At 64.3% G+C, this 26,966-nt stretch carries 25 protein-coding genes and 1 pseudogene; 12 read left to right on the top strand and 14 right to left on the bottom strand.

Annotated features, from left to right (window positions below; translation table 11 throughout):
• Positions 1–112 precede the first annotated feature (112 nt).
• The 3 genes from H9627_RS07790 (at position 113) to H9627_RS07780 (ending at position 5,309) form a co-directional block, all read left to right on the top strand.
• Positions 113–1,951, top strand: a complete 1,839-nt coding sequence (locus H9627_RS07790; protein WP_191733433.1) for a phosphoenolpyruvate carboxykinase (GTP) — start codon at positions 113–115, stop codon at positions 1,949–1,951.
• A 499-nt stretch (positions 1,952–2,450) separates the two neighbouring features.
• Positions 2,451–3,311: a DUF2382 domain-containing protein gene (locus H9627_RS07785; RefSeq protein ID WP_191733432.1), complete on the top strand. Its 861-nt coding sequence runs from the start codon at positions 2,451–2,453 to the stop codon at positions 3,309–3,311.
• A 492-nt stretch (positions 3,312–3,803) separates the two neighbouring features.
• Positions 3,804–5,309: an MFS transporter gene (locus H9627_RS07780; RefSeq protein WP_191733431.1), complete on the top strand. Its 1,506-nt coding sequence runs from the start codon at positions 3,804–3,806 to the stop codon at positions 5,307–5,309.
• A gap of 44 nt (positions 5,310–5,353) precedes the next feature.
• On the opposite strand, the gene H9627_RS07775 is transcribed toward H9627_RS07780, so the two are convergent.
• From H9627_RS07775 to H9627_RS07765, 3 genes are read right to left on the bottom strand one after another with little or no spacing between them, the layout of a single operon-like run.
• Positions 5,354–6,127 (bottom strand): class I SAM-dependent methyltransferase, encoded by a 774-nt coding sequence (locus tag H9627_RS07775; RefSeq protein ID WP_225213599.1) that lies wholly within the window; start codon positions 6,125–6,127, stop codon positions 5,354–5,356.
• Complete coding sequence (locus tag H9627_RS07770) at positions 6,124–6,750, bottom strand: hypothetical protein (protein WP_191733430.1); 627 nt, start codon at positions 6,748–6,750, stop codon at positions 6,124–6,126. Before H9627_RS07770 ends, H9627_RS07775 begins: the two co-directional genes overlap by 4 nt.
• Before the next feature lie 56 nt (positions 6,751–6,806).
• Complete coding sequence (locus H9627_RS07765; protein WP_191733429.1) at positions 6,807–7,325, bottom strand: DUF421 domain-containing protein; 519 nt, start codon at positions 7,323–7,325, stop codon at positions 6,807–6,809.
• A gap of 234 nt (positions 7,326–7,559) precedes the next feature.
• Between H9627_RS07765 and H9627_RS07760 the strand changes: the two genes are divergently transcribed.
• A complete protein-coding gene (locus tag H9627_RS07760) occupies positions 7,560–8,684 on the top strand; it encodes a glycosyltransferase family 4 protein (protein WP_191733428.1) in 1,125 nt (374 codons plus the stop codon).
• Here the strand turns inward: H9627_RS07760 and H9627_RS07755 are convergent.
• Positions 8,640–10,076: a hypothetical protein gene (locus H9627_RS07755; protein ID WP_191733427.1), complete on the bottom strand. Its 1,437-nt coding sequence runs from the start codon at positions 10,074–10,076 to the stop codon at positions 8,640–8,642. The genes H9627_RS07760 and H9627_RS07755 overlap by 45 nt on opposite strands.
• Positions 10,077–10,078: 2 nt before the next feature.
• Complete coding sequence (locus tag H9627_RS07750) at positions 10,079–10,867, bottom strand: porin PorA family protein (protein ID WP_191733426.1); 789 nt, start codon at positions 10,865–10,867, stop codon at positions 10,079–10,081.
• Between the two features lie 62 nt (positions 10,868–10,929).
• Between H9627_RS07750 and H9627_RS07745 the strand changes: the two genes are divergently transcribed.
• Complete coding sequence (locus tag H9627_RS07745) at positions 10,930–12,033, top strand: acyltransferase family protein (protein WP_191733425.1); 1,104 nt, start codon at positions 10,930–10,932, stop codon at positions 12,031–12,033.
• A 50-nt stretch (positions 12,034–12,083) separates the two neighbouring features.
• Positions 12,084–12,608 carry a Gmad2 immunoglobulin-like domain-containing protein gene (locus H9627_RS07740; RefSeq protein WP_225213598.1) on the top strand — a complete coding sequence of 175 codons (525 nt, stop codon included), beginning with the start codon at positions 12,084–12,086 and terminating at the stop codon, positions 12,606–12,608.
• 3 nt (positions 12,609–12,611) lie between these two features.
• Here H9627_RS07740 and H9627_RS07735 read toward each other — a convergent pair whose 3' ends face one another.
• Complete coding sequence (locus H9627_RS07735) at positions 12,612–12,929, bottom strand: ArsR/SmtB family transcription factor (RefSeq protein WP_191733424.1); 318 nt, start codon at positions 12,927–12,929, stop codon at positions 12,612–12,614.
• A gap of 66 nt (positions 12,930–12,995) precedes the next feature.
• On the opposite strand from H9627_RS07735, the gene H9627_RS07730 reads away from it, so the two are divergent.
• Genes H9627_RS07730 through H9627_RS07720 form a run of 3 tightly spaced genes read left to right on the top strand, consistent with a single transcriptional unit; the run spans position 12,996 to position 15,882 of the window.
• Positions 12,996–14,096, top strand: a complete 1,101-nt coding sequence (locus H9627_RS07730) for a FecCD family ABC transporter permease (RefSeq protein ID WP_191733423.1) — start codon at positions 12,996–12,998, stop codon at positions 14,094–14,096.
• A gap of 20 nt (positions 14,097–14,116) precedes the next feature.
• Positions 14,117–15,109: an ABC transporter substrate-binding protein gene (locus H9627_RS07725; protein ID WP_191733422.1), complete on the top strand. Its 993-nt coding sequence runs from the start codon at positions 14,117–14,119 to the stop codon at positions 15,107–15,109.
• On the top strand, positions 15,106–15,882 hold the full coding sequence (locus tag H9627_RS07720; protein ID WP_191733421.1) for an ABC transporter ATP-binding protein: 777 nt from the start codon (positions 15,106–15,108) through the stop codon (positions 15,880–15,882). Before H9627_RS07725 ends, H9627_RS07720 begins: the two co-directional genes overlap by 4 nt.
• Positions 15,883–15,885: 3 nt before the next feature.
• Here H9627_RS07720 and H9627_RS07715 read toward each other — a convergent pair whose 3' ends face one another.
• From H9627_RS07715 to H9627_RS07700, 4 genes and pseudogenes are all read right to left on the bottom strand, one after another.
• Entirely contained in the window at positions 15,886–16,374 is a 489-nt protein-coding gene (locus H9627_RS07715) for a GNAT family N-acetyltransferase (RefSeq protein ID WP_191733420.1), read from the bottom strand.
• Positions 16,375–16,551: 177 nt separating this feature from the next.
• Positions 16,552–19,572, bottom strand: a complete 3,021-nt coding sequence (locus H9627_RS07710) for an alpha-(1->3)-arabinofuranosyltransferase domain-containing protein (RefSeq protein WP_191733419.1) — start codon at positions 19,570–19,572, stop codon at positions 16,552–16,554.
• 82 nt (positions 19,573–19,654) lie between these two features.
• A pseudogene (locus tag H9627_RS07705) lies at positions 19,655–19,852 on the bottom strand (DUF2613 domain-containing protein); the annotation flags it as partial.
• A gap of 21 nt (positions 19,853–19,873) precedes the next feature.
• The gene (locus H9627_RS07700) at positions 19,874–20,350 is read right to left on the bottom strand and encodes a universal stress protein (RefSeq protein ID WP_191733417.1); all 477 of its coding nucleotides are present in this window, start codon (positions 20,348–20,350) and stop codon (positions 19,874–19,876) included.
• A 139-nt stretch (positions 20,351–20,489) separates the two neighbouring features.
• On the opposite strand from H9627_RS07700, the gene H9627_RS07695 reads away from it, so the two are divergent.
• Entirely contained in the window at positions 20,490–21,677 is a 1,188-nt protein-coding gene (locus H9627_RS07695) for a glycoside hydrolase family 3 protein (protein WP_191733416.1), read from the top strand.
• Between the two features lie 13 nt (positions 21,678–21,690).
• Here H9627_RS07695 and H9627_RS07690 read toward each other — a convergent pair whose 3' ends face one another.
• Positions 21,691–22,569, bottom strand: coding sequence for a hypothetical protein (locus tag H9627_RS07690; protein WP_191733415.1), 879 nt, complete (start codon positions 22,567–22,569; stop codon positions 21,691–21,693).
• Positions 22,570–22,906: 337 nt separating this feature from the next.
• On the opposite strand from H9627_RS07690, the gene H9627_RS07685 reads away from it, so the two are divergent.
• A complete protein-coding gene (locus H9627_RS07685) occupies positions 22,907–24,607 on the top strand; it encodes a VanW family protein (RefSeq protein WP_191733414.1) in 1,701 nt (566 codons plus the stop codon).
• 6 nt (positions 24,608–24,613) lie between these two features.
• On the opposite strand, the gene H9627_RS07680 is transcribed toward H9627_RS07685, so the two are convergent.
• From H9627_RS07680 to H9627_RS07670, 3 genes are read right to left on the bottom strand one after another with little or no spacing between them, the layout of a single operon-like run.
• Entirely contained in the window at positions 24,614–25,603 is a 990-nt protein-coding gene (locus tag H9627_RS07680; protein WP_191733413.1) for a cation diffusion facilitator family transporter, read from the bottom strand.
• Positions 25,600–26,082 (bottom strand): substrate-binding periplasmic protein, encoded by a 483-nt coding sequence (locus H9627_RS07675; RefSeq protein ID WP_225213597.1) that lies wholly within the window; start codon positions 26,080–26,082, stop codon positions 25,600–25,602. The genes H9627_RS07680 and H9627_RS07675 overlap by 4 nt, the downstream gene beginning before the upstream one ends.
• 59 nt (positions 26,083–26,141) lie before the next feature.
• A complete protein-coding gene (locus tag H9627_RS07670) occupies positions 26,142–26,606 on the bottom strand; it encodes a Rossmann-fold NAD(P)-binding domain-containing protein (protein ID WP_191733411.1) in 465 nt (154 codons plus the stop codon).
• Positions 26,607–26,811: 205 nt separating this feature from the next.
• Between H9627_RS07670 and H9627_RS07665 the strand changes: the two genes are divergently transcribed.
• Positions 26,812–26,955: a hypothetical protein gene (locus H9627_RS07665; protein ID WP_191733410.1), complete on the top strand. Its 144-nt coding sequence runs from the start codon at positions 26,812–26,814 to the stop codon at positions 26,953–26,955.
• Positions 26,956–26,966 lie beyond the last annotated feature (11 nt).

Genomic DNA, 26,966 nt, shown 5'->3' with positions numbered 1-26,966 from the left:
CTGGTCATGACAAATGTGGCCCGAGTCTCATTAAAGTTATTATCCTGTTCCCAGGCGGGGGGTTAATCTGATGGGCGAGTACTCAGTGAGTGACAAATTGTCTGGAGAAGTGATGACTACAGCTGCAATCCCGGGCCTGCAGGGCGAGGCACCTACGAATAATCAGGAACTGCTGAACTGGATCGCCGAGGCGGTCGAGCTATTTCAGCCTGAGGCAGTTGTATTCGCTGACGGATCCCAAGAAGAGTGGGACCGCATGGCGGAGGAACTCGTCGAGGCCGGCACCCTCATCAGGCTGAATGAGGAAAAGCGTCCCAACAGCTTCCTTGCACGTTCCAACCCATCGGATGTGGCACGCGTGGAATCGCGTACCTTCATCTGCTCCGAGAACCAGGAGGATGCGGGCCCGACCAACAACTGGGCACCACCTCAGGCCATGAAGGAGGAGATGACCGAGGTCTACCGCGGTTCCATGAAGGGCCGCACCATGTACGTGGTTCCCTTCTGCATGGGTCCGATCACCGACCCGGAGCCCAAGCTCGGCGTTCAGCTGACCGACTCCGCCTACGTGGTCATGTCCATGCGCATCATGACCCGCATGGGCAAGGATGCCTTGGACAAGATCGGTGAGAACGGTTCCTTCGTCCGCTGCCTGCACTCCGTCGGCGCCCCCCTCGAGGAGGGTCAGGAAGACGTTGCATGGCCATGCAACGACACCAAGTACATCACCCAGTTCCCTGAGACCAAGGAGATCTGGTCCTACGGTTCCGGTTACGGCGGAAACGCCATCCTGGCCAAGAAGTGCTACGCCCTGCGTATCGCCTCCGTCATGGCACGGGAAGAGGGCTGGATGGCTGAGCACATGCTCATCCTCAAGCTCACCAACCCGGAGGGGCAGGCCTACCACATCGCCGCCGCATTCCCATCCGCCTGTGGCAAGACCAACCTCGCCATGATCACCCCGACCATCCCGGGTTGGAAGGCCGAGGTCGTCGGCGATGACATTGCATGGCTGAAGTTCCGCGAGGACGGCCACCTCTACGCCGTCAACCCGGAGAACGGCTTCTTCGGTGTTGCACCTGGCACCAACTACGCCTCCAACCCGATCGCCATGCAGACCATGGAGCCGGGCAACACCCTGTTCACCAACGTCGCGCTCACCGACGACGGCGACATCTGGTGGGAGGGCATGGACGGCGATGCTCCGGAGCACCTCATCGACTGGAAGGGCAACGACTGGACTCCCGAGTCCAACCAGCCCGCCGCACACCCGAACTCCCGCTACTGCGTGGCCATCGAGCAGTGCCCGACCGCGGCCCCGGAGTTCAACGACTGGAAGGGTGTCAAGGTCGACGCGATTCTCTTCGGTGGACGTCGTCCTGACACCGTCCCGCTGGTCACCCAGACCCACGACTGGGAGCACGGCACCATGGTCGGTGCCCTCCTGGCATCCGGTCAGACCGCAGCCTCCGCCGAGGCCAAGGTGGGCACCCTGCGCCACGACCCGATGGCCATGCTGCCATTCATGGGTTACAACGCCGGTGAATACCTCCAGAACTGGATTGACATGGGGAACAAGGGTGGCGACAAGATGCCGTCCATCTTCCTGGTCAACTGGTTCCGCCGTGGCGAGGACGGTCGCTTCTTGTGGCCTGGCTTCGGCGAGAACTCCCGCGTGCTCAAGTGGGTCATCGACCGCATCGAGGGTCGCGTCGGCGCCGAGGAGACCGTTGTCGGTTACACCGCCCGCGCCGAGGATCTCGACCTGGAGGGTCTGGACACCCCGATCGAGGACATCCGCGAAGCCCTCACCGCACCCGCAGAGCAGTGGGCAGGCGACGTCGAGGACAACGCCGAGTACCTCACCTTCCTGGGGCCCAAGGTCCCAACCGAGGTCCACGAGCAGTTCGAGGCTCTGAAGAAGCGCATCCAGGCAGCACAGGCTTCCTAATCTCCGCCTGATTCGCCCTTCTTGCCACAACCCCATCCCCTCCCATAAGCGGAGCGGGTGGGGTTATGGTGTTTTTAAGGGGGCGTTCCGGCGCCCATCCGGCCAAATGCGACATCCCCTACAGCCGGAGGGAAAAATATTCATCCTGGAAAATGCTGAATGTTCAGAGCGGGGAGTGGTTGAGTGAATCGCGCTTTCCCGGGGTTTTCCTTGGGGGCGCGATGCGTGATGAGCAGCGCATTCATATTGTTTTCCGAGCATAGTTCTCGGGAGTCCCGGGGCGGTGGGCGTTGAAAAGGTACTGCAGGCTTTCTGAATGCTTTCTGAATGCAAAGTGACAAGGATCTGGGAATGTGGTGGGCGTCACACACAGGTTGATATTCATCCCTACACTGGGCCTCGTAAGCATCCAGGCTGAGAGCCCAGAGGTTCACGGGCAGTAGTCCACCAGTTACCTCATGGCCTGGGTGAATGAAACGAACACGAAAAGGAGCTTTTCATGGTTCAGCGCAACATTCACGATCTCGCCAATGCAACCGCCTACGACAGGAACGGCGACAAGCTGGGTTCTGTCAAGGAAGTTTATATCAACGATGCCAGCGGTCAGCCCGACTTCGTCGAGGTCGGCCATGGTCTCTTCGGCATGAGCTCAAGCGTGGTACCACTTCGTGGTCACCAGCTCGCCGGTGAGGAGCTGCGCCTGGCCTTCACCAAGGACCGCATCTCCGACGCGCCGGACTTCCACTCCGATGAGCACCTCTCCGAGAGTGACCAGCAGACCATCTACCGCCACTACGGCCTTGAAGGTACTGACAATATCGAGACCTACGAGTCTGATATCCGTGACCACCAGCGTGGCACCGCAGGCTTTGCGGGTGGCGCCGCCGGTGCCGGTGGTGCAGTTCATGACCGCGACCGTGTCGATGCCGCTGATGCCGTCGATACCGCAACCCACACTAACGGTGACTCCATCACCCGCTCCGAGGAGCGTCTCAATGTGGACAAGGAGCGTGTCAGCGCTGGCCAGGTACGTCTGCGCAAGTACGTCGTTCACGACACCGAGACCGTCGAGGTCCCGGTTCAGCGTGAAGAGGTCCGCGTGGAGCGCACTCCGATCGACCCTGATGCCGCAGCTGCCCACCGTGGTGGCGAACTCCACGATGAGGAGGCGTCTGTCACCCTCTCCGAGGAGCGCGTCGTGGTCAACAAGGAGACCGTCCCGGTTGAGGAGGTTCGCCTCGAGAAGGAAACCGTCCGCGATACCGAGGTCGTCAGCGAGGATGTCGCCCGCGAGGAGATCGACGTCGATGGTGACATCACCCGTGGTCGCGATGGGGAGACCGACCTGCCCCGTCGTTAAATCCCCGCTTTCCATCTCGGGCCCTGCCTGACCCACTAAATGGGTCAGGCAGGGCCCGTTTTGCATGTGCGGTGGGAGGGGCAGGACCACCCCCTGAAATGAGATTTACGCTCTCAGGGGTTCATTGGTGGGGGTGGTAAATGGGCAGCACTTCCCACCCCTTCCTTTTGTGCAGGGGCCGGCGAAGGGCGGCGCGACAACCCTTTATTGCGGGCCCATTAAGTTGGTTTATCAAAATGTGACCTAATTCCCAGAATGCCAGCGAGACAGTGTTATATCTCTGTCCGGGGAGTGGAAAACCAGGGGCAGCAATTGGGACAGGCCCATGAGGTGCACGTATGGTCTTCAAGGTCGCTGCGGTTCGGCTGGGAGCCGGGGATATCCCCCGGAACCGGATCGCGCAAGGAAGGTAAGTACCAACAGGACTCCGTTTGAAAGAAGAGGTGATTCCTATGAATCATCTGCCGCGAACGACACGAGAGGCATTAGCTCGTGAGCCCCATAAAATTTCACAACAAAACTGAAAACAAACCCCGTCTGACTGTCGATGACGTCAACGTGGTACCCCCGAAGAAGTTGAAGCCCGCCATTGGCGGCACCGTCGTCGGAAACTTCATGGAGTGGTACGACTTCGGTATCTACGGTTATCTCACCGTCACCATGACCGCTGTCTTCACCCAGGGACTTCCGACTGAATGGCAGCTTCTGGCTGTGATGTTCGGTTTCGCCGTCAGCTACCTGGTCCGCCCACTGGGGGGAATTGTCCTCGGGCCACTCGGTGACAAGATCGGCCGACAGAAGGTCCTCTATGTCACCATGGCGATGATGGCCATTGCCACCGCCCTGATCGGTCTGCTCCCCACTGCTGCCAGCATCGGTGGCTGGGCACTGATCCTGCTCTATGCGCTCAAACTCTTCCAGGGTTTTTCCACCGGCGGTGAATACGCCGGAGCCACCACCTACGTCTCCGAGTTCTCCCCGGACCGTCGCCGTGGCTACTACAGCTCCTTCCTGGACCTGGGGTCCTACACCGGCTTCGCCGCCGGAGCCACCGTCGTGGCCGTCACCACCTGGGTGACTACCCACTTCTGGGGTCCCACCGCCATGGAGGACTTCGGATGGCGCATTCCCTTCCTCACCGCCATCCCACTCGGCATCATCGCCGTCTACCTCCGCACCCGTATCCCGGAGACGCCCGCCTTCGAGAACCAGGGTGAGGACGCGGATGTTCAAGCCGAGAATCCGGAGGATCCGTACTCCCGTCTGGGCCTGCTCGGTGTGGTGCGCCACCACTGGCGCCCCCTGCTCATCGCCATTGCGATCGCCGCGGCCGCCAACACCGCCGGTTATGCGCTGACCAGTTACATGCCGGTCTACCTGGAAACCCACATCGGGATGCACTCGGCATCCGCTGCGATGGTCACTGTTCCGGTACTCATCGTCATGGCGCTGTGTCTGCCTGTGGTGGGGAGGATCTCGGATCGTGTGGGCCGCAAACCGGTCTACTGGTTCGCCGTGGTGTTCACTCTGGTGATGATGGTCCCGGCCTTCATGATCATGAACACCGGCACCCTGTGGGGAGTCGTGATCGCCCTGTGCATCGTGGCGGTGTCCACCGGTACCTATGTCTCTCTGTCAGCCTCTGCGATCCCCGCGATGTTCCCCACCGCCTCGCGTTTCTCCGGGATGGGTATCTCCTACAACCTGGCGGTGTCACTCTTCGGTGGCACCACCCCGTTGATCACCCAGTTCCTGCTGCAACGGACCGGCCTGGATATCGTCCCGGCGCTCTACATCATGGCATTCTCCGCTGTCGCGGCGATCGCCCTGCTGTTCATGCCGGAGACCGCCAAACGCCCGCTGCTCGGTTCCTTCCCCACCGTGGAGACCAAGCAGGAGGCCAAGGAGATCGTGGCCAACCAGGATCGCGATCCCCTCATCGTCATTGAGCAGATGCCGTTCCCGGAAAACCGCGTTCCGGAACCTGCCCGCGTCTGACCCGGATAAAAGCGCAGCACCTCCCGCAGGTCGCTGCGCTTTTTCTATGTCTTCTCCAGCACCAGCACCAGATTGCTCACCAGGAATTCCCGCAGTACCGGCACCTTCACCATCCACCATGCCCACGCCGGGTGGTATCGGGGCAGGGCGGCGATCAGGCGGGCACCGTCCACCTCACGCCCCCAGGTCAGGCCCTCAGCGCAGGAGACATTGAACAGGGACTCCCCGAAGACATTCTTCGGCGGATGCCCATGTTTATGCTCATAGCGTCGTCGGGCGAAGTGCCCGCCGACGTAGTGCTCCCACAACCCGGTCTCATGTCCACCGAAGGGGCCCAGCCAGATGGTGTAGCTCAGGATCACCACGCCCCCGGGGCGGGCGACGCGCAGCATCTCCTCCCCCATGCGCCAGGGCTTGTCGACGTGTTCGGCAACGTTGCTGGAATACACCACATCGAAAATCTCATCCAGGAAGGGCAGATCCATCCCGGATCCCCGCACCGACCCTGCGACATCGATGCCGGCCGCCGACATCTCACCCACATCCGGTTCCACGGACAGGTAGGTCGCACCCCGCTTATGGAAGGATTCGGCGAAATAGCCGGGCCCGCCGCCGACATCGAGGATCAGCTGACCGTTGAGGGCTGATGTCCCGGAGGTGCCACGGATGTCGGTGAGGAGGGCGTCGACAAGCTCGGCGGTGTCCGTGGCGAGGTTGCCGTAGAAGATGTCGGGCCGCGTCTGCTCGAAGCGGAAATCACGCAGCAGGCCGACGGCGCGCCGGAGGGTGGCGAAGCGGCGTGTACGGGGCAGTCTCAACTGCGGGTCCAGTCAAGATCGCTGATGTCCTCATGGTTCATCCAGCGCAGGATGGTGTTGATGGCCTGGTCGACATCGGCGACGATTGTCTTGTGCTCGGTGCCGCCCTCGGCGTATTCCATGGTCCAGCCATCGAGCTCCGTGAAGCTGCGGGCCTGGATGAAGTGGGATTCATCTGCCGGGTCCTCCACGTCGAAGCGGGTGATGACGATGAAATCCTCATCATCACGCATCGCCTTCATCAGGGGTTCCAGGCCGAGGCGGGAGACACCGATGCGGGCATCATCATCCCCGCGCATCTTGATGGTGAAGTCCACATCCTCATCACCGAACCGCAGGGGCTGATCCCCGTGGAGCATGCCCAGGCCCTCTGCCAGGGCCACATCATCGAGCCACCCCAGGGCATCATTGATCAGGTAATCCTCCACGGTGACCGTGACGTTGGCAGCCGTGGCGACGAAACCGGCGTCGATGTCGTCGAGGAACGTAATCTGGTCCTCCCTGGCCAGGTCCACCAGGGTGGCGCGCACCTGGGTGGGGCTCAGCCCGGTCGGTGAGAACAGGGTGATGGTGGTGGCGGGATTATCCGGTCGCGAGAAATTCTGGGCACCTGATGATGTCATGGTCCCTATTATGGCGCGGTGCCCCCACCCGGGTCAGCACCAGGTCGCACCGCCAGTTAAAGATCTTCGTTGCCCAGCACGTCCTGCAGTGCGGAGCCGTTTCCGAACTGGCCGTTGGTGATCACACTGATCTTGCCGTTGGACTCCAACACCACCGCCCTGATCTGGGATAAATCCCCGCCACCCGAGGAGCGGACAGCCTGCCTGATCTCGGATTCGGTCAACCGGTTGCGTCGCATCGCCTCATGCCTGATCTGACCGTTGGCCAGCAACAACACCGGATCGGCGGTGATGATATTTCGGGTGCGTGGCCACCGGGATGAGATGGAGGCCATGCTGAACTGCAGACCCCCCAACAGTGCCAGCGCCGTGACACCCTCGGTGAAGGAGAGGGTGGAATCGAGCAGCACCGATGCCAGGATCGAACCCAGCGCAACCGTGACCACGAAATCAAAGGCATTGAGCTGGCTCAGGGTGCGTTTGCCGGCGAGCCGGAGCAATATGACCAGGGCGGTGTAGGACGCCGCCCCGACCAGGACAATGCGCACCACATCATCCCAGGAATCGAACCACATGTGAGGACCTCCCGACATGGTCACTGGATAGTTGGATTGTGGCCCCAGGCTACCGTTGCCCCGATGTCGTGGGTATCGCCCGCCTCATATGAACCTCATATGCAAATCCCGGCCTCATATGAAAGAAAAAAGTCCATATGAAGAGTTGGATTGTTCATATGAGATGCGGGACAACTGTAGTGTTTCCACGCAGATTTCCCGCACCCCCACCACGGAACTAAGCTGGATAACCCTATGAAGATCCTTCTGCTGTGCTGGCGTGAATCCACCCATCCCCAGGGTGGCGGTAGTGAACGCTACCTGGAACGGGTGGGGGAGTACCTGGCCAGGCAGGGCCATGAGGTGGTCTACCGCACGGCGGGGCATACCGATGCGCCGCGTCGTACCGTGCGCAATGGGGTGCGTTATTCCCTCAGCGGGGGGAAGTTCACGGTCTATCCGAAGGCGTGGGTGGCCATGATGCTGGGCCGGGTGGGCCTGGGGACCTTCCGTGGGGTGGATGTGGTGGTGGATACCCAGAACGGCATCCCGTTCTTCGGGCGGTTCTTCTCCGGGAAGCCGACGGTCCTGCTCACGCACCATTGTCATCGGGAGCAGTGGCCGGTCGTCGGCAAGCTCCTGGCGCCGGTGGGGTGGTTCCTGGAAAGCCGGGTGGCACCGCGGGCGTACCGGTCGGCACCGTATGTCACGGTGTCGGTGCCCAGCCGCGATGAGCTGGTGGAACTGGGGGTGGATGCCGGGCGTATCCATCTGATCCGCAATGGGTTGGATCCGGTCCCCGAACATATTCCGCGCCTGGATGAGGGTGGCATCCATCTGGTCACCCTGTCGCGCCTGGTGCCCCATAAGCAGATTGAGCATGCGATGGATGTGGTGGCCGCGGTCGAGGGTATCCACCTGGATGTGGTGGGCAGTGGCTGGTGGGAGGACCAGTTGCGGGAGTATGCCCATGAGCTGGGTGTGGAGGACCGCATCACCTTCCACGGCCAGGTCGCCGAGGACCATAAGCATGCCCTGTTGCGCCGCGCGGTGATCCACCTCATGCCCTCCCGGAAGGAGGGGTGGGGTCTGGCGGTGGTGGAGGCCGCCCAGCACGGCGTGCCCACCATCGGGTACCGCAGTTCCGGTGGCCTGCGCGATTCCATCATCGACGGCCGGACCGGGGTGCTGGTCGACTCCAAGGCCGAGCTGATCGCCGCGGTACGGCGCCTGCTTATCGACGCCCCCTTCCGCACCGACCTCGGCCGGCGCGCCGCCGAGCGGGCCGGCTCCTTCTCCTGGGACACCGCGGGTGAGCAGTTTGAGGAACTGCTGTCAGCGCTGGCGCCTGCGGATAAGAACCAGCCCCCACGGCAGTAGTAACCAGAACACCGTCAGCCCCAGGCCGAGGTGGAAACGCCAACCCCGTTGGGGCCCGGCGCCGGTCTCCACCACGTTTTCCCCCTCGATGACCACGCCGACCCCCAGCTCACGCAGACGGTCGAGATCACGGTGGGACCAGGCGTCGACAGCCTCGGTCCAGCGGGGGCTGGGTGGGTCGGTGATGATCCCGTCGACACGCAGCTCGCCGGACTCCACCAGCGACACGGCCTTGGCGCGGGGGTCGACCACGGGCAGGTCGTCGTCGCGAAGCACGAGGGTGGGCGCGCCGACGATGAGGACGTCGCGTCCGGCGGCGAGCTCGGCCAGTTCGGCGGTGTTGCTTGACGACGGTCGCAGCGCCTGCACCTCCCGTGGCGCATCCGGGACCTGCAGCAGCGCGAGCACCACCGCAGCCCACTGCAGGGGCCTGTTGAGCCCGGCGGCCATGGACACATAGGCCGGAATGGCCAGCATGAGCAGCTTCTGGGAGTCGCGGAACAGACCCGCGCCGGGCACGTGGGTGACCAGCCAGGAGGTGAAACCGGGCAGCGCCCAGGTGCCGAGGGCAGCGACGAGCCCGACCACGCCCAGGATGAGGAGTGCCGGGGGACAGTTGCGCACACCCGCCAGCAGCACCACGAACAACACCACCCCGGCCACTGCGAAACCCGCCTCGCGCGACGCGGGTACCGCCCCGGCGTTCCAGATCCCACCCAGACCCAGCACCGTGCCGATGGTGCCCACGCCGGCCTCCGCACGCACCGAAAACGCCTGCGCGCCACCCGAGGTGGGTGTGCTCAGCAGAGCCGGCACCAGCCACGGTAACCACGCCAGCAGCACAAACACACTGGTCAGGACGCGTCGACGCGATGTAACCACCGCCACTACACCGGCGATCACCGCACCAGTGGGGGTCAGCGACGCCGCCCACATGGCCACGATCTGCGCGCGTGGATGCGCCCGCAACGCCACGACCAGCGGCAACAACCAGGCCGCCAGCACCAGCGACCAGTGGCCCTGCAGCAGACGCTCCACCACGAACGGGTTGTAGAGGGCCACGGTGGTGGCGGCGAATTGTGCGCGGCCCAGCTGCATCGCCCCCCACGCACCGGCCAGACCGGCGGCCACCAACAGGACCCGGACCACCCAGCTGACGGGGATCAGACCCGGAAGGCCCAGCAGCGCCAGCACCCCATCCTGTGGCGCATTGCGCGACGGCAGATCACCGAAACCCAGCGCGCTGAGGGAGAGCGCGGGATCATCCACCACCGCCATGTCGCGCAGCAGCAACTCACCCGGTGCGGCCAGCGGCCACAACAGGGACCCCAGCAGCAGGCTCACCCACGCCCATAGGAGAATCTGCCTGGTGTGCTGACTGGTTCGGGGCATGATTACCTGCGGATTCGGAAGATCCCGGTCCGGAACAGGCCGATGCCGATGAGCACGAGGCCCACAACCTTGGCGCTGAAGGCGAGCACGTCGGCCACCAGGAGGGTGGTTTTCACCTCATCCGCGTGCGCCATCAGGGTGTCGCGTGTGTCCTGGGTGTAGGTGAAGTCCATCTCGCGGTCGCCGCCCGGTTCGTGGAAGATCATCGACTCCTGCTTGCCGATGATGATCCCGGATTCCCGCTCCACCTCAATGGTGCGTTCCACCGAGTAGTTCATCTGGTCATCCACCGGCCGGAAACGACGATTCTGGTGGAAGGTGTAGATATCGCCCTCACGCCCGACATAGTCCACCGGTTCGGCGTCGCCGAGGGTGATGTCGTAGAACTGGTAGGAGTTGCGCAGGGTGTTGGCGGGGAAGAAATAGTGCAGGCCCTCGCGGATCTCACCGGAATGATCCGCCTGTGACCCCGTCAGGGAGGCGGTGGGGTCGAGCACGGGGAAACGGGAGTGGCCGATGAGGGTGACCTGGTCCAGGACCTCAGCGACCACCTCACCCTCCGGATCCTCGACGGTCTGCTCCACCCGCACGGCGATCTCATCCACCTCCTCGGTGGGGGCGGTGGTCAGGTGCTCGGTCCGGGTGTATCCCTGGGGACTGTCACTGACGATCACCACATCCAGGTCCGTGGGCAGGGTGCGTGCCTGTCCCTGCATATACGGTGGGACGGTGAAGGCGAACACGAGCAGCGCCACGCCAATGACCATCAGGATGGCGGCTGATTTCCTCATCCGCAGACCCCTTGCAACCCCATCCGTTTCAACCCCATCCGCTAGGCTCAGAACTTACAAACATGTCTCATCAATCCTACGCAGCCCCGTCGGCGACGGGCTTCATCAGTTCACTCGAGGGGTTGCGCGCGATCGCGGCCCTCGGGGTGTTGACCACCCATGTCGCCTTCCAGACGGGTGTGGACCCCGCCGGGACGGTCGGGAGCATCCTGGCGCGTTTCGATTTCTTCGTGGCCGTCTTCTTCGCCCTCTCCGCGTTCCTGCTGTGGCGCAGGCGCGGACACCAGCCGGCGGGCAGGTACTACCTCAAACGCGCAGCAAGGATCCTGCCGGCCTACTGGGTGACGGTGGTGTCGGTGCTGTTGTTCATCCCCACCGGCCCGTGGCTGGCCAACCTGACCCTGACGCAGATCTATGTGGTCGGTGGCCTGATGACCGGCCTGACCCACCTGTGGTCACTGTGCGTGGAGGTCGCGTTCTACCTGGTCCTGCCCCTGGTGGTGGTGGTGCTTGATCGTTTTGGCCGTCGCGCGCGGGTGGGTTGGATCGTGGGGGCCTCCGCGCTGAGCCTGGGGTGGGCCTATCTGCCGGTGGTGGAGACCTCCCTCGACCAGGATCTGCCCAACCTGCAGATCTGGCCGCCGGCCTATGTGTGCTGGTTTGCGGTGGGCATGCTCGCCGCCGAGTTCGAGGGCGTGCGGTTTCCGCGCGTGCCCACCGTGGTCTGGTGGGCCCTGAGCTTGACGACGGCCTGGATCGCCGGCCAGGAATGGTTCGGACCGCTGGGCCTCACGCACCCCACACCGGGTGAATTCGTGCTGCGCGTCCTGGCGGGCACAGCCTTCGCCACCTTCATCGTAGTGCCCTATGCCCTGGGCTCGCCCTCCCGGCTGCTCAACACCGGATGGATGCGGGCGCTGGGTAAATGGTCCTACTCGATCTTCCTCTGGCATCTGCCGGTGCTCACCATCGTGTTCCCCCTGTTGGGACTGGATCTGTTCAGTGGTGATTTCCTGCTTGTCCTCCTGGCCACCACGGCGATCACCCTGCCTGTCGCGACGGTGAGTTACACGCTCATCGAGGAACCCGTGATGAGGTGGGTCGGCAGCTGGCCCGCACGGACCCGGGCGCAGCAGGCTCTGGTGACCAGCGCCACACAGGAGTAGCATACCTGTTAACAGGGACGGGCTCCGGCAGGTGCGGTGGTGCTCCTCCCATGGAGAAGTCACCAGATGAGGAGAAGCGTGCCGTGAGCATCAGAATCCAACAACCCCAGCCCCATGACATCGTCTCGGATGTCATCCAGATCGCGGGCGTGGCCGGTGGGGCCTTCGAGGCCTCCTACAACTACGTGGTCACCGAGGGCCATGATGAGGTGCGCGGGCATTTCATGGCCGGTGACGGCGTGGGCGGGCATGGGCAATTCCAGATCACCGTGGATGCATCCGGGGCGGCCTTCAAGCATGTGGTGGCCTATGTGGAGGTGTTCCACACCTCGGCCCGGGATGGCTCCCGACTCGATCTCACCGTGGTTCCGGTGATCCTCGGTGATGCCATTGTGCCTGGTTATACCGGGTACCTGGAGCACACCGTGACAGGCGGGGAGACCCTCTGGGCGATCGCCCAGCAGCACTACGGCAACGGCAGTCTCTACCACCGGCTGGTGGCGGCGAACCCGGCCATCACCAACCCGAACCTCATCCGCCCCGGTGATGTGATCAGGGTGCCGCGGGCGGAATGACCCTTACCTGTGGTCGTGCACGTGCGTGCCGCCCAGGTGGTGCAGCAGGTCATGGGTGCGGGGATCGGTCAGGCTGTAGCGGACCTCCCGGCCAACCTTGGTGCGGGTGACCGTGCCGGCATCGGTGAGGTGGATCAATGCGGCTGAGGCGGTGGGTACACGCACGCCCGCAGCCTCGGCGAGTTCGGAGACCGTCGCCACGCCGGGGCCGCGGTAGTGCATGGCCAGCAGCAGGCGCAGGCGCGTCGGGTCGCCCAGGACCTTGAAGGTCGGGGCCCACTCATCCGCGAGGTGGACCGGGTGCTCATGTGTGGGGTTCACAACAGTGTCCTTCACTTCTCAGGCCGTTTCATAGTCAAACGGGTGATTGAGTGTTAGCATCGAAACATGCTACCAATGATACGGTCGCGGCCTGCGGAAACCAAGGGTTTTGATGACGCGCTCGGGTACACCGCAAGGCGTCGTCACGCTCTGGTCTGGTGCGTGGCGCTGACCTGTGCGCTGGTGGCCACGATGGGCGCAGGCATCATCGCCGGGCCGGTGGACATCTCGGTGGCTGACTCGGTCCGGATCCTCGGCCACCACCTGCTCGGGGTGGGGTTGACCGATCAGGCACAGGTGGCGCAGGACGCGATTGTCTGGGAGATCCGGGTGCCCCGCGTGCTGCTGGGCGCGGCAGTTGGGGCCGGATTGGCCCTGGCCGGGGTGATCCTGCAGGCGCTGGTGCGCAACATGCTGGCCGACCCCTATGTCCTTGGGGTGAACTCCGGTGCCAGCGTCGGTGCTGCAGCCGCCGTTCTCTTCGGTGCGGGTGCCGGATTCGGCGACTACGCCCTGCAGGGCAGTGCCTTCCTGGGGGCGCTGGTGGCGTCCCTCCTCGTCTTCTTCATCGCCCGCGGCGCCGGCCGGTTGACCTCCACGAGGTTGCTCATGGCCGGTGTCGCGGTCGGGTACGCCCTCTCCGCGGCCACCAGTTTCCTGGTCTTCGCCTCCGACTCGGCGGAAGGCGCGCGTTCGGTGATGTTCTGGCTGCTCGGCTCACTGGGCCTGGCCACCTGGAACGGCCCGCTGGCGGTCATCATCGTGGTGGTCAGTTCGGTGGCCGTGGTGCTGATGATCTGGGGCCGGCACCTCGACGCCCTGGTCGCAGGCGATGAGACAGCCCTGACCCTGGGCATCAACCCGGAGCGCTTCCGCCTGGTTCTCCTCGTGGTGTCCTGCCTGCTGGTGGGGGTCATCGTGGCCATGGCCGGATCCATCGGTTTCATCGGCCTGGTGGTCCCGCACCTGGCGCGCCGGATCGTCGGGGGTACCCACCGTGCGGTGTTGCCCGTGGCCGCGCTGCTCGGTTCCATCCTCCTGATCTGGGCGGATATCCTCGCCCGCACCGTCCTCGCCCCCCAGGAGATGCCCATCGGCATCATCACCGCCCTGGTGGGAGCTCCCTTCCTGCTCATCCTGGTCCGGCGCATGCGGACCTCGGCCTAACCTCCCTGGAGACGACCCCCATGACCAACCGCATCCGCCTCGCCACCGCCCTCGGGGCGATCACCGCCCTGCTGTCTGTCACCGCCTGCTCAACTGCCGGTGATGCTCAGGTGCAAACCACGAACACGGCCGAGACCATCAGCGTGGACAACTGCGGGGATACCGTCACCTTCGCCGGGATACCCCAGCGGGTGACGCTGCTGGACAACCCCGCAGTCGCCACCCTGGCTGCCCTGGGTGTGCTTGACCGGGTCACCGCCAAAGCGGGGTTGTACCCCACCGAGTACTACGGCGAGGACGTGGCCGCTCAGCTGGAGGAGATCCCCACCCTCACCGACCAGGTGGATGCCACCGGCCACCTGCAGATCGCGCGGGAAACAGTCGTGGCCACCACCCCGGACCTGGTCATTGGTTCCTCCGACACCGTCAACCGCCAGACACTCAGACCCAACGGCATCCCCCTGCTGGACGAACCGGCCTACTGCGGTTCCCTCGACGGCGAGGTCACCTTCGATGATGTCTGGGATCAGGTGGAGCTCTATGGCACGGTCTTCGGGAAGGGTGATGCCGCAGCCGGGTACATCGCGGAGCTGGAGGACCGCGTCGAGGCGGTGGTGGAGGCGGTGCCAGGTGGTGAGGACCGCACCGTCGCCGTGCTGTTCCCCACCCCGGGATCCCCGACCACCTACGCTTATGGCACCGGTTCCATGTCCCATCCGCTGGTCACGGCCGCGGGCCTGGAGAATGTCTTCGCCGATGAAACCGAGCGTGTCTTCGAGGTCACCGCGGAGGAACTCATTGCACGCGATCCCGATGTCATCATCGCCCTGCACACCGACAGCAACGTCGACGCCATCCGCACGGCCGTCAGGGAGCTGCCCGGCGCGGAGGCCCTCACCGCAGTGCGTGACGACGCCATCCACCCCATGCTGCTGAGCTACGCGGAACCACCCAGCCCACTGACCATCGACGGCCTGGAGAACCTGGCGGACTACCTCGAGGAGACCCGATGATCCACGGGGACGCCGTCAGCTATTCCTATGGCCGCACCGTGGTGGTCGACGGGGTGACCATCTCCATCCCGGATCACGGCACCGTGGGACTGGTCGGACCCAACGGCAGTGGCAAGACCACCCTGTTGCGCACCCTCTACGGTTCCCTGCAACCCGGTAGGGGAGCAGTCACGGTGAACAACACGCCCCTTCACAAGGTGCCCCGCAGGACACTGGCGCGCACCCTGGCCGTCGTGGCCCAGGAACACGCCTCGGACCTGCCGATGGTGGTCGCTGACCTGGTGATGCTCGGCCGGATGCCCCACCAGGGATTGGCCTCACGGTCCTCTCTGCAGGATGAACACCTGGTTGCCGACGCCCTGGCGCAGGTGGGCATGCTGCACCTGGCGGGGCGGAATTTCGCGGACCTGTCCGGTGGCGAACGGCAACGCGTCCTCATTGCCCGCGCCCTGGTGCAGGATGCCACCCACATCCTGCTGGATGAACCCACCAACCACCTGGACATCCGCTACCAGCATGAGGTGCTCGGTCTCCTCGCGGAGCTACCCACCAGCTGTGTGGTGGTCCTCCATGACCTCAACCTGGCCGCCCACTACTGCGACCACGTCCTGATCCTGCAGGACGGACGGGTGATTGCCCAGGGTCCTCCCTCCGAGGTGTTCACCCCGGAAACCCTCGAACCCGTCTATAGCATCCCGGTGCGACGCATCGACATCGACGGGCAGATGCATCTGATCTTCCGGCCGGCCTCCCGGATGGCACCAGTCATCTGATTGTTACGGCTGCGGTTCGAGATCCTTCAGATACCAGGCATCCATCGCGGAGTGCTCCGAACCCGGCAGCGGTTCCGGAAGCAGCCGGAAGCCGTATTTCTCGTACAGAATGCACGCGGTGCGCAGTGAGTGGGTGGTCTCCAGATAGCACTGCTTGTAGTGGCGGGCTGCGAAGGCCAGGGCCTGATCCATAAGCAGACGCGACAGCCCACGCCCCTGCACCTCGGGGCGGAGATAGAGTTTCTGCAGCTCACAGATGGTGGTGGCATCGGTGCCGAAGGGGGCGATGCCGACTCCACCGACCACGCTGCCGTCCACCTCCACCACCCAGTAACAGGCGTGGGGGAGACTGTCATAGAACTGGGTGAGCTCACCGAGCTGGGGATCGAAATACGCCGACCCGGGGATGGCGAGCCCATGGGATTCCAGCGAGTCACTGATGATCTCCCGCACCGCCGCATTATCCCGCTCTTCGATGGGGCGAATAATCATCGGTGATCCTCCGGGTTCCTTGGGGGTGTGGATGGGGATATCGTACCGGTCCGGGTTCGGGGCGCCGGTTTGTTGGTCTGTGTGCGCGGGGTTGCTCACAGGACAACAGCTGTGGTCCTGTGTGGCCAGGGTGGGGCTGTTTTTGCCGGGTTTGTTGTCCTGTGAGCGCGGGTCTGCTCACAGGACAACATCTGTCGCGCCAGCCCGTCCCCAACTCCGCCAACGCCCCGCTGGCGCATACGCCGCCACCACCGAGATGCCGGCCAGGAGGGCGAGGGCCGGTGAATCCCCGGGGTAGGTCGCAGACGGCCACGGAGCCTGGGCCAACCACAGCCCCGCGATGGTCAGCGGCACCGAGGCCATGACCCAGCGGGGGATCAACGTGACGCGGGGGATCAGCCACGCGGCCACGGCGGGGATGAACCACCAGCCCAGGACGGGGATCAGCAACAATACCGCGGCGGGGGCGTTGCCCGGGTCCTGCCAGAATTCGTGGCGGCGGGGGCGCCGGATGATAGCCAGGCAGCCCAGGAGGACAAGTGCTGCCAGACCGGCACCGGCGAACAGGCTGATCCGGTAGGGACGTTCGCCTGCGAAGGAGAAGGTCACCTCCCCGGAGGCACCTGCGGGGATGATGAAAGCCTGGGCTGCGGCGTCGATGGTGGTGGGGGTGAGGGGTTGGTCGTCGAGAAGCGCACGCGAGCCCGGGTTGGCGGCGCGCGAGGTGAGCAACAACCTGTCCTCTGGGGAGGCCCCGATGGTTGTGCCGGTGGGCACCGCGGTGGCGGCGGGGGCGGTGTCGGTGAGGGTCACCCACTGCGAGGTGGTGCGCAGCAGGTAGTCGCCACGGGGCAGGTCGAGGGGGCCGCAGGTGATCCACTCGTCGTTCAACCGGATGTTGTGGCAGGATTCGGCGTCAACCGTGACGGTCATGTCGCGGGGCACGGTGAACGCGCGGTCGAGATGCGGGGTGGGCACGGTGAGGCGCTGGAACACGAACTGCTGCACATCGGGGGAGGTGTCCGGAACCGTGATGGTGCGCGACAGCCCGTCCATGGTGATCTCGGCTATCCCGGCATAGCGGTCGAGCTCGATGCGTGCCGACGCCTCCGGCAGCAGGAAGGTGGCCGGTTCGCGTCGCTCAAGTTCCCGCACGATCACGGACTCTCCGGAACGGACGGTCACGGTGACGTCATCGGCCGGGATGATCTCCACCTCGGTGCCGGAACCGGCGATCTCCAGCCAGGGGTTCACATCCCCCGGGGTGGGATACCAGCTGGTCGCGCGGCGGCCGTCCACCAGCGCATTCGGGGATCTGCCGGGGTTCGATCCCCCGAAACTCGTGGCATCAGAGGCCGAGGACGACACGCTTATGGAGCCCTCCGTCTCCACCTGCGTCATTGGCCCTGCGGAAGGGTAGTCCACGATGCGGTTGCGCACCTCGGTCTCGGACAGATCGGCCAGCGCGGCGGAGGAATCCCCGTTGCCGTAGTTGGTGCCCACCAGCTGTGGGGTGTCGGTGACGATCAGTGCATCCGAATCCACCAGTCGGCGTGGCGAATGCCCCCCGATGGTGTCCAGCAGGGACAGGATCTCCCCGCCGCCGGCGACGGTGGGCGTATCGACGTCGCTGAGCCACATGTCCCGCCCGGTGTCCAGGAGGTATACATCCACCTCACCGAAGGTGTGCTTCCGGGCATCCAGTTCGGGGGTGTCAGGATCGGCCAGGAGGTCATGGCGCACGATCACCGCCCCGATACCCAGGCGTTTCAGGGTCTCATCGGACAGGGAGTCCTCCAGGCCGTCCAGGCCGCGGATCGCCTCCGGGGGGACCAGTGGGATCGCATCGCGGACAGCCCACGGCACCTCGAGTAGGGGTTGGGCGGGTTCATCGCGGGTCCATCCCCAGTCCTGCCGGGCGAAAGGGGAACCGGGCAGGATGAGGGTGCGGGTATCAGAGGCGTTGTCATTGATGAAGTCCGTGGCCTCGTACCAGTAGGACGGCACCTCATCCCAGGTGCCCACGGGGAGCAGGCGCCCCGACCATGCGGGGGCCACCGACCCCAGCGCCACCAGAACCACCATGATGCCCGCTGCTTCTCGACGCCCCGGGTGCAGCGTCCGCGGCAAGCTCACCCTTGTGCCCAGCGCCGCCACACCCACCATCAACGGCATCCGCACCAGCAGGTCGAATTTGTGGATGTTGCGCAGCGCCGCGCCGGGCCCGTCGAGGAATGCGCGGACCGGCTCCAACTGGGCGGTACCCAGGATGAGCAGACCCACGGCCAGCATGACCACCCATAAGCCGCGACGTGTCATCAGCGCCAGACCGGCCAGGCCGAGTGCCGCGACGATCACGGTGAGCATGACAAACAGCGGATCATTGACCAGCAGATAACCGGCCTGGCGTTCGGTGTCCACGAACGGTGTCCAGCTGGTGGTGCCCCGCAGGATCTCCACCGGGTTCAGCCAGTTGGTGGTCACGGCCGCACTCTCGATAAACTCGGTGAACGGCGGGGCATACCGGCCCAGCACCAGCAGCGGGCCGATCCACCAGCTGTTGACGGCCAGCACACCGAGGGACCAGAGCACGCCGGGGAGCCACTGGCGTCGATAAGCAAGGATGAGCGCCGCGGGGATGAGGGCGGCGAGGGTGGCGGTGGCGTTGACCGCGCCGATCATCGCGACCGGGATGAGGGAGAGGGCGATGGAGCGGGCGTCGATACGCTTATGGAGCAGCGGGATGCAGATCCACGGCGCCACCATCGCGGGCCAGGTCTCCGAGGAGATCGCGGTGAGGGTGGTCAGGGTGCGCGGGGAGAGGGCATAGAGCGTGGCGGCGATGATGCGCAACGGTACAGAGCCTATTCCCAGGCGCGATACCAGCAGGTAGAAGCCCGAAAAGCCCACGCCGAGGGTGAGCCACCACCACAGTCGTTGCGCCACCCAGTCGGGCAGCGGATCGGTGAGGAGGAAGAACAGCCCCTGCGGGAAGAGATACCCATAGGCCTGGTTCTGCAGCTGCCCGAGAGTGAAATCATCGGTCCAGGCGTGCAGGGCGCGCCCGAGGAAACCGGCGGGGTTGAGGATGAGATCAAGTTTGGTGTCGGCGGCGACCTGTCCGATGGGTTGCAGGAACACCAGCAGACCCAGCGCGAACCAGGCGGGAACGTGGACACCGGCGATAAGCCGTTTCATCGACCAGCCTCACCTGGGTGAATCAGTCGGATTGGCCGGAGGCGGCGGACTCGCCATCCTGGGCAGTTTGACCGTCCTGCGCGGCCTGGCGGGAACCGTATTCAGGACCACCGAGCAAGGCATCATCGGCGGTCACCGCATTGGAGGAGGGAACGGTGTCCTGCCCCGCGAGAATGGAAACGCCGGCTACGGCGACAGCGCCGAGGGCAATGCCCACAACCGCACTGGCGACCGCGGGACCGATCGTGCGACGGTTGAGTGAATCAGTTTCATAAGCCATGACGAGTGTCGAGACTACCAGCTAGTCCCCGTCGGTAGCCAATGGTGGAACGACGAAAACGGGGATGCCGGCGTGGTGCACCACATTGTCGGCGGTGGAGGACTGCCACAGGGATTTCCACCCTGTGATGCCCCTGGTACCGGTGACAATCACATCGGGGCGCAGCTCCACCGCCGCATCCACGATGGCGCTCCAGATCGCGGTGGCGGACTCCACCATGTGGGCGCGCGCCTGCAGTCCGAGGGACTCCGCCAGTTCCACGCCCTCGCGGCAGTGATCGCGGGCGGTCAGGTAGGCGGGGTCCTCATCATCAGCGCTGACCTGGGTCAGGGTGATCGCGCGGGCGACCTGACGGTGCAGCGGCTCCCATGCGGTGAGGATCTCCACCTTCCGTGGCCGCAGCAGGCGGGCCGCGTACTCCAGTGCCCGACGGGCCTCGGCGGACCCGTCATAGGCGATGAGCATGGTGGTCTCGGGGCTCTCGGGGCTCTCCGGCATGGTGCATACCTCCGCGGTCTCTGGCTGGTGCTCTGGGCTGGTGCTCTGGGCTGGTGCTCGACAACAGTGTGACCAAGTCTAACCCGGTCGCGGGAAAGGATTAAGAAAAACTCATGTTCTGTTCCTATAGTGGGTAACCGTGCTCAAGCAACCCCACGCCGTTATCCTCCTCGCCTGCCTGTTCCTGGCGGGCTGTTCTGATGGGAGCTTGTCGACGCCCACCTCGCCGCCCTCCAGCGAGACCGGTTCGGTTGTGGCCCCGGAGTCCCCGGCATCTACCGTGCCCACCACCTCGATTGAGCCACCTGCGCCCACGCGGGAGGATCTCGCCCGGGCCCAGCTGCCGACCGGGCAGCGCGCGCAGGTGGCGTCCCTGATGATGGTCGGAGTGGGCAATTTTGATCAGGCGCTCGAGGCCCTCAACCAGGGGGCGGGTGGAATCTTCATCGGGTCGTGGACTGATGAGAATTTGCTCACGGAACCGGGGCGGAATATTGCGGCGTTGCGTGAGATCGTCGGCCGTGATTTCTCGGTCAGCATTGACTTTGAGGGTGGTCGTGTCCAGCGTGCCACCCACCTGCTCGGTGATTTCCCGGCGCCACGTGTGATGGCCCAGACCATGACCCCGGAGCAGGTGGAGGATCTCGCGGAGATCCTCGGCACCGGACTGGCAGCCCACGGGATCAACGTCAACTTCGCGCCCGTGGTGGATGTGGATGCCTGGGGGCTGCCCGTGGTGGGGGACCGGTCCTTCTCCGACAACCCGGAGATCGCCGCCACCTATGCCACCGCTTTCGCCCGGGGTCTGGAGAACGCCGGGATTATCCCGGTGTTCAAGCATTTCCCCGGTCATGGGCGCGCCAGCGGTGACAGTCACACCCAGGATGTCATCACCCCGCACCTGGAGGAGATGAAGATCTATGACCTCATCCCCTATGGGACGGCTCTGGCGCAGACGGACGGTGCGGTGATGGTCGGACACATGGTCGTCCCCGGACTGGGAACCGACGGGGTGCCCTCCACCCTCGACCCCGCCACCTATGAACTGCTACGCACCGGCGACTATCCGGGAGGGGTTCCCTATGACGGTGTGGTGTACACCGATGATCTATCCGGAATGAGTGCCATCGCCGCCACCCACAGCCCGGCCGAGGCGGTGTTGGCCTCACTGAGGGCGGGTGCGGATCAGGCGCTGTGGATCGATTTCTCCTCCCTGTCCGCAGCCATCGACCGTGTTGATGCCGCCGTGACCAGCGGTGAGTATCCCCGGGAACAGATGCTGGAGTCCGCACTCCGGGTGCAGATGCAGCACATCCCGGAGCAGTAGGGAACACAGGCGATCAGTAGGGTGTGCGCCCCCAGTTGTCGATGCCCTCGTTGGCCCAGGCGGCGTAGTACACCTCGGTGACCTCGACAGTTCTGGGTGGGGGCAGGGAATCTCCCGGCAGGCCCAGCTCACCTGCCTTCACGGTCCACCGATCACTGCCGACATCGAAGATCTCAGGTGTCTCCCCCTGGGAGAGCACCACCTCGGGCCCGATACCGTTGCAGAAGTAGGCACCCCGGTGGCCATCAGCGCGCACACCCCAGTCATCGCCCTGGCCGACAACACACCGCCGACCATCCTCCAGCACGACACCCCAGGGACGTGGATCCCTGTTCTGTATTTCCTCGACGGGTCCGGTGAAGGTCGCGGTCACGTACTGGGTGGTGAAGGGACTGACCGCACAGTAGGACTGTCCCCTGCTGAGGGAAGGGAAGCAGACCTGCGCCTCCGGGGAGAGGTTTCCACAGTTGTAGACATCGTCGTGGATGCTGACATCTGAGGTGCGGCATCTAACATCCTGTACCCCCAGGTCATCGATGCGCCGCCACCCCGGTTGAATGGTGCCGGCCCGATCGAGTGGGGAGACATAGCGGATCACCGTGGGGCCATCGGGTGCCCGGTCCTGGTCGTCCGGGGTCTGTGCGGTGGAGGTGTCCGCCTCGCCGCCGATGGACCCGGGTTCAGGGACCGGAACAGGGCCGGTCGGTGCGTCCCCGGTGGTGGCCAGATCATCGGTGTAGAGGGTGGGGATCCCGGAGTTCCCTGCGGTCGCGCGATTGGGATCCGTGCTCCTCATAACCGCTACGGTGACACCCACCGTTACCAGGACAACGATGATCAACACGGCGGTGACGATACCGGGGAGATGCGATTTCCCGGATGAGGTGGGCATGGGGTTTCCTTGGGCTCGGGATGGATGCGACGGCAACAAAGAGGAGATTGTTATATTTCCTAGTGGAAACAATAATAGTGATTCATATCTCTAACGGGGTTATTTGGTTCTATTTCCATCCCCTCATGGCCCCGGTTGGCCCCCGCATGGCCCCCGGTTGACCCCCATATGCGCCCCCGGTTGACCCTGAACAGGGTGGGGATGATGAATGGGGCATCTCGTTGGGAGTGCGGAACCGAGTGGGAGGCACCACGACCACCTCCGCCGGGGCCTGCTCCGGTGGGGATGTGTCACCCTTTGAGTAGGAAAATCGGTAGCACGACGATAGCCTTGGTCTGTGAAAGTTTCCGGTAATCATGGTTCAGGTAGAGGGCGTAACCGGACCAGCGGCATCATCGTTGGTGTGCTGCTGGGTCTGGTCCTGATCGCCGCCCTGGTGTACCTCGCTGATGTCATGTTGTCCAAAGACCGCATTCCGCGTGGCACCACCGTGGGTGGCGTGAACATCTCCAACATGACCCATGAGGAAGCCCGCCGCACCTTGGAGACGGAGCTGCATTCGGTGTACACCGAGCCGGTCACTGTCATCGCGGGGGAGGCGACCACCCAGTTCGATCCGGCCACCTCCGGCCTGGGCATCGACTGGGAGGCAACAGCTGCCGGTGTTCCCGAGCAGTCCTGGAACCCGGTTGCCCGCATTACCGGGTTGTTCACGGAGACCGAGGCCCCAATCGTCAGCATTGTGGATCCGGTGCTCTTCGGCCCCACCCTGGACCGCATGGTGGGCGAGCTCTACCGTGAGCCGGTGACTGGCAGCGTGGCCATCGACAACGGCGCGGTTGTCTCCGCCCCCTCCCTCGAGGGGCAGGCGGTTGACCGTGGGGTCCTGGAGGACAGGGTCACCGATTACTGGCTCGACCCGGAAGGTGTGGAGATCGAACCGTTCGCGGTCCCCGCCCCCATCGGTCAGGACCGCATTGAGGAGCTTGTCGACGGCCCCGCCGCCCGCGCGGTGTCAGGCCCCTTCGTCGTGCGTGGTGATGACGGTGTGCAGGGTGTTCTCCCTGTTGAACGCATGGGGGAGATCGTCACCTTCCCCGAGATCGACGGGGACATCCGGGTGGAGGTCAACCGGGAGCTGGCGCAGGAGATACTTGCCGAGCCTCTGGCCGAAACCGAGACCGAGCCGAAGAACGCGCAGATCAGTTTCACCTCCGGTTCCCGCGTGGTGACCCCGGAAGTCAACGGGCATGAGATCGACTGGGAGCAGACCCTGGTTGATCTGGAGGCGGGTCTGGTGGGTGACGGCCCCCGTGAGATCGACGCGGTATATGTGGACAAACTGGCCACCTTCACCGCCACCGACGCCCAGGCGGCCACCTTCAACGAGGTGATGGGGGAGTTCACCACCACGGGCTTCTCATCGGCGTCCGGCACCAACATCCGTCTCACCGCCGAGATGGTCAACGGAGCCGTGGTGTCGCCAGGCGACACCTTCTCCCTCAACAACTTCACCGGACCGCGTGGTGCGGCCCAGGGATTTGTTGATTCCGGCATCATCCTCGAGGGTCGCTCCGGTACCGCGATCGGCGGTGGCATCAGCCAGTTCGCCACCACCCTGTACAACGCTTATTATTTCGCGGGCCTGGAGGATATCACCCACACCCCGCACAGCTACTACATCTCCCGGTACCCTGCGGGCCGTGAAGCCACCATCTACGACGGGGCCATTGATCTGCAGTTCCGCAATGACACCCCGTACCCCGTCATGATTGAAACCGAGATGGGCGGCAACAGCGTCACGGTCCGGATCAAGGGTGTGAACATCCGTGAGGTCCAGTCCATCAACAATGGTCGCTGGGCCCCCACCCAGCCGAAAACGCTCCGCGTCTCGGATGATGAGTGCATCCCGTCCTCCGGTGCACCCGGCTTCACCACCTCGGATACCCGCGTCATCCGTGATCTGGCCGGGAATGAGCTCACCCGCGAGACCGTTACCACCGTCTACGATCCCCAGCCCAACGTGATCTGCAGCTAGAGCTGATCACCGGGGCACCTGGTGCGGATCGAGGTGGCTGACCGGCACCACGACCACATCCTGGAATTTCCAGTCCAAGCCCTCGATGAGATGGCGTACGGCCAGTAGTTCCTCCAGTGTGGGCTCATGCCCGGTTCGGAGGACCACGAACATCTCCGTGTGGAAGACATGCCCCTGGTCGCGGACACGCGCGCGGGCGACCTCCACCCACTCCACTTCATCCCGAACCAGTTCCTCGACCTCCTCTGTCAGCGGATGCGGATGCCTGCCGTCATAACCGGTGGCGCGCGCATCGCTCAGATCCAGCACCGCCGTCTTGATATTGGAGACACCGTCCTTGAGGATGGACAGGGAAATCACCAGTGCGGCAACCGAATCCGCCCACCACAGGCCCACGCCGATACCCAGGACACCGACGATGGTGGCCAGGGCGGTACCCCAGTCGGCCTTGGCCATATCCGCATCGGCGTAGAGCACCTTGTCGTGCAGTTCCTTGGCCAATTTGATCTTGATATGGCCGAGAATGACCGGCGGTATGGCGCTGAGGGCCATGACCACGATCATCAGCCACCCGGACCAGAAATCGACACCGAACAGCACCATCATGCCGATGGGCGGTTTCTCACCCGACAACAACGTCGGCACGGATTCATACACCAGGAAGAAACCCATGGCGAACAACGCCACGCCCGCCACCAGGTGAGCGACCGCGATCGCGCGGTGGGGCCCATAGGGATAGTTACGCGTGGGCACCCGGTGGATGATGCGGGTGGCGACCAGGAAGGCGATGGGTGGGACGAGGGAGATGATGTCCTCCGACCAGGCGCTCTTCATCGCCTGTGACTGGCCGGCGACCAGCCCGACCATGATGACGATGATGATCATTGATCCGATGGTGATCCACTCATAACGGACCGCCTTACGCAGTGTTTCCTGCTGTGGGGCGGGGAGCCGTCCGATACCGGATCCGGGCCCGGGATTTTTTGCTGTGTTCATCGTGTCTCTCCGAACTCCTCGGCGAGGTGGCGTTCCAGTTCCACCAGGAAGGCGTTTTCCCCGAGCGGGGTGCCCATGACCATCTTCTCCCCGTCGACCTCTGCGTAGGGGCGGGTCAACGCCATATGGGAGGACCAGGGAGAGGAATCGGTCAGGCCCCCGATGACCACATCCACCTCGCCGTTCTTGATGCGTTCGGCGAGGACGGACTCGGGGGCCTGCTGCCATTCAATCTCGGCGTTGACGTGTTCTGCGAACCCGCGGATGAGATCAACCTCGGATCCGGAATGCTCCCCGGTATCGGAGATATTGGTCCAGGGCGGATGCTCGGAGACTCCGACCACCAGGGTGCCGTCCTCGACCCGGGACAAGGTCCCTTCCGAATCCGCCGGAATATTCGCAGAGATGGCGGAACAGGAACTCAACAACACGGCGGCTGCGCCCAGCGAAGCTGCCTTTACCAGCAACAGACGAGTCATGCGACCAAGCATAGGTCAGCTGCAGGGTTGGTGGTAAGGCCTCATCCCACCACCTGTTGTTAGTGCTCAGCGGCGGAAAGCGTGGGTGGGAGCACCTTCATCGCGATGAGCTCATCAAAGAGGTCCAGCAGTCGGCTCGGGGTGTCCAGAGCGTCGGCAAATCCCGCCTGGCGGGCCTTGATGGTGGAGGTGATGTTGTCCGCCTCGTGGTGGAATAGGAAATCACCGACGGGCCAGGCCACGAGCTGGTCGAAGGGGGTGTCTACGAGGTTGTATTTCTCCACGAGTGAGGTCCAGACGTCGCCACGCGTGGGCATCGCGTCGCTCAGCGACATCTGCTGGGGTGCGGCGTAGTCCATGCCGAAATGTTCGGCGAATTGTGGCCAGAGCTGTGCCCAGCGGAACTGGTCGCCGTTGGTGATGTTGAAGATCTGATCGCGGGCCCGCGGGTTCGCGCCCGCCCAGATGGTGGCCCGTGCCAGCAGTTCGGCATCGGTGGTCTGGTGCAGGATGTCGTAGGCCACACGGGTGCCGGGAAGCGCAGGGGCAGCCCCAGTTCGCTGGAGATGGCGGCGAAGACCAGATGGCTGACGTCCCCATCCCGGCGGGACCTGTGGTGGCGGCTGCGGAGCCGAGCAGGTCGATGCTGTGGTGGGTCCAAGGCACATCGAGCGCGCGTCGGCTCACCCCGTGCACCTCCCAACCCAGATCGTGATAGGCCCGGGCGGCGTGGCTACCGATGAGTCCACCGTCGCCGGCGACCAGGACGGGGACGGTGGTGCCGGTGATGGCGGGGAGGTCGGTGAGGGTGAGGCCGATGTTGGCGGCATGGAACTCTTGGGTGTGGAGCCCAGCCTAGAGGGAGTTACTTGAAGGGAGAACTA

This window comes from Corynebacterium gallinarum (assembly GCF_014837045.1).
Lineage (GTDB): Bacteria > Actinomycetota > Actinomycetes > Mycobacteriales > Mycobacteriaceae > Corynebacterium > Corynebacterium gallinarum.
This window is presented reverse-complemented; position numbering and strand designations above follow the sequence as displayed.

What these genes read in the sequence shown, in the direction of transcription:
- H9627_RS07790 (WP_191733433.1), top strand. Translation starts at nt 113, where the DNA reads ATGACTACAGCTGCAATCCCGGGCCTGCAGGGCGAGGCACCTACGAAT.
- H9627_RS07785 (WP_191733432.1), top strand. Translation starts at nt 2,451, where the DNA reads ATGGTTCAGCGCAACATTCACGATCTCGCCAATGCAACCGCCTACGAC.
- H9627_RS07770 (WP_191733430.1), bottom strand. Translation starts at nt 6,750, where the DNA reads ATGACATCATCAGGTGCCCAGAATTTCTCGCGACCGGATAATCCCGCC.
- H9627_RS07765 (WP_191733429.1), bottom strand. Translation starts at nt 7,325, where the DNA reads ATGTGGTTCGATTCCTGGGATGATGTGGTGCGCATTGTCCTGGTCGGG.
- H9627_RS07760 (WP_191733428.1), top strand. Translation starts at nt 7,560, where the DNA reads ATGAAGATCCTTCTGCTGTGCTGGCGTGAATCCACCCATCCCCAGGGT.
- H9627_RS07755 (WP_191733427.1), bottom strand. Translation starts at nt 10,076, where the DNA reads ATGCCCCGAACCAGTCAGCACACCAGGCAGATTCTCCTATGGGCGTGG.
- H9627_RS07750 (WP_191733426.1), bottom strand. Translation starts at nt 10,867, where the DNA reads ATGAGGAAATCAGCCGCCATCCTGATGGTCATTGGCGTGGCGCTGCTC.
- H9627_RS07745 (WP_191733425.1), top strand. Translation starts at nt 10,930, where the DNA reads ATGTCTCATCAATCCTACGCAGCCCCGTCGGCGACGGGCTTCATCAGT.
- H9627_RS07740 (WP_225213598.1), top strand. Translation starts at nt 12,084, where the DNA reads ATGGAGAAGTCACCAGATGAGGAGAAGCGTGCCGTGAGCATCAGAATC.
- H9627_RS07730 (WP_191733423.1), top strand. Translation starts at nt 12,996, where the DNA reads ATGCTACCAATGATACGGTCGCGGCCTGCGGAAACCAAGGGTTTTGAT.
- H9627_RS07725 (WP_191733422.1), top strand. Translation starts at nt 14,117, where the DNA reads ATGACCAACCGCATCCGCCTCGCCACCGCCCTCGGGGCGATCACCGCC.
- H9627_RS07720 (WP_191733421.1), top strand. Translation starts at nt 15,106, where the DNA reads ATGATCCACGGGGACGCCGTCAGCTATTCCTATGGCCGCACCGTGGTG.
- H9627_RS07715 (WP_191733420.1), bottom strand. Translation starts at nt 16,374, where the DNA reads ATGATTATTCGCCCCATCGAAGAGCGGGATAATGCGGCGGTGCGGGAG.
- H9627_RS07710 (WP_191733419.1), bottom strand. Translation starts at nt 19,572, where the DNA reads ATGAAACGGCTTATCGCCGGTGTCCACGTTCCCGCCTGGTTCGCGCTG.
- H9627_RS07700 (WP_191733417.1), bottom strand. Translation starts at nt 20,350, where the DNA reads ATGCCGGAGAGCCCCGAGAGCCCCGAGACCACCATGCTCATCGCCTAT.
- H9627_RS07690 (WP_191733415.1), bottom strand. Translation starts at nt 22,569, where the DNA reads ATGCCCACCTCATCCGGGAAATCGCATCTCCCCGGTATCGTCACCGCC.
- H9627_RS07680 (WP_191733413.1), bottom strand. Translation starts at nt 25,603, where the DNA reads ATGAACACAGCAAAAAATCCCGGGCCCGGATCCGGTATCGGACGGCTC.
- H9627_RS07675 (WP_225213597.1), bottom strand. Translation starts at nt 26,082, where the DNA reads ATGACTCGTCTGTTGCTGGTAAAGGCAGCTTCGCTGGGCGCAGCCGCC.